Below are 1199 nucleotides of genomic sequence, written 5' to 3' on the forward strand. Positions count from 1 at the left end.
ACTATCCATTCAGAACAAAAAACACTCTCATCTCTATCCAATGCTACCTATAATAATCTCTCTGCTTTGAACTTTTCTTCCAATCTAGCAACCAATACACGATTAGCCAAAATGAGTAATCCTTATAATAAAGATGAAAGGTTTGCAGAGTGGATAAAATCTATGAAAGGGAAAACCTTAGCAAGCAATGATGTTTCTAGTGATAAGATTTTATTAGCTGCTGTGAGTAAGGATGGTAAAAGTCCTACCAATCATCCAATCCAGTCAAATCAAGCTTCTTATTTGAATGATGCTGTGCAAGCTTATGATAGTTTACGATTCAATGCTATCCATAACCTATGGGGGAATATAGGGAGTGTTATTGGCAATAGCAATGGAGTGGGTTCTTTATCAGGGGCTTTCAATTTTGGTTATGATGCTTGGGTTCAGAATATGATACTTGGAGCGTATGGGAGCTATGCTTATACTACCAATTCTATTGCCAACCTTTCTTCAAAAAATCAAAGCCATAATGTTGATATTGGATTTTATGGTAGATTCTTTTTACAAAGCAATGAGATTGATGTCAATATAGGAGAAACATTTGGATTCAATTCCTTAGCCATACAAGAAGATTTACTCCAAACAACCCTAAAAGGTAATTCTATTAATTTCCAAACCCATTTGGATTTGACTTATGGTTATGTGTTCAAAATAGGGAGTGGTTGGTTTTCAAAACCTTTTGTTGGTGTAGGGTATAATTATGGCTATTCAATGGGAATGGATGCTAAAGCTACCGATATAAGCTTAGGTTTCTCTCCTTATCAAAGTCATTTTATCAATGTGCAAATTGGTTTGGAAGTCAGGAAGTATTTCAATGAAAACCAATCTTATTTCTATATTGCTCCTGCCTTCTATCAAGGAGTTCTTCTTGATAATACTCAAAATACCACCACAACCATTTATGATGCTTCTTTCAGTAAAGCAAGTTCAGATTTTAATCAAAACAATGCTATTGATACTTCTTTCTTATTGAAAATAGGAGGGGAATGGCAAGCATCTTCTAGATGGTATGTGAATGCCTCCATTGGAACAAAGCTAGGCAATATCAATCAATATGGAATGATAAATCTAGGAGCTAGATGGAAGTTCTAAAACCTTCAAGGTTTTGGATTCAATAAGTAGTTTTAGTTCATTGAAAGATTGGAAATAATAGATTT

The 1199-nt window shown here is 34.3% G+C and carries 1 protein-coding gene; it reads left to right on the forward strand.

The window, feature by feature from the left end; all coding sequences use genetic code 11:
• A partial coding sequence (locus BKH44_RS08630) for an autotransporter outer membrane beta-barrel domain-containing protein (RefSeq protein ID WP_143428343.1) occupies nt 1-1134 on the forward strand: 1134 nt, incomplete at its 5' end.
• Between the last annotated feature and the right edge of the window lie 65 nt (nt 1135-1199).

It is taken from the genome of Helicobacter sp. 13S00477-4 (assembly GCF_002272785.1).
Classification (GTDB): Bacteria; Campylobacterota; Campylobacteria; order Campylobacterales; family Helicobacteraceae; genus Helicobacter_J.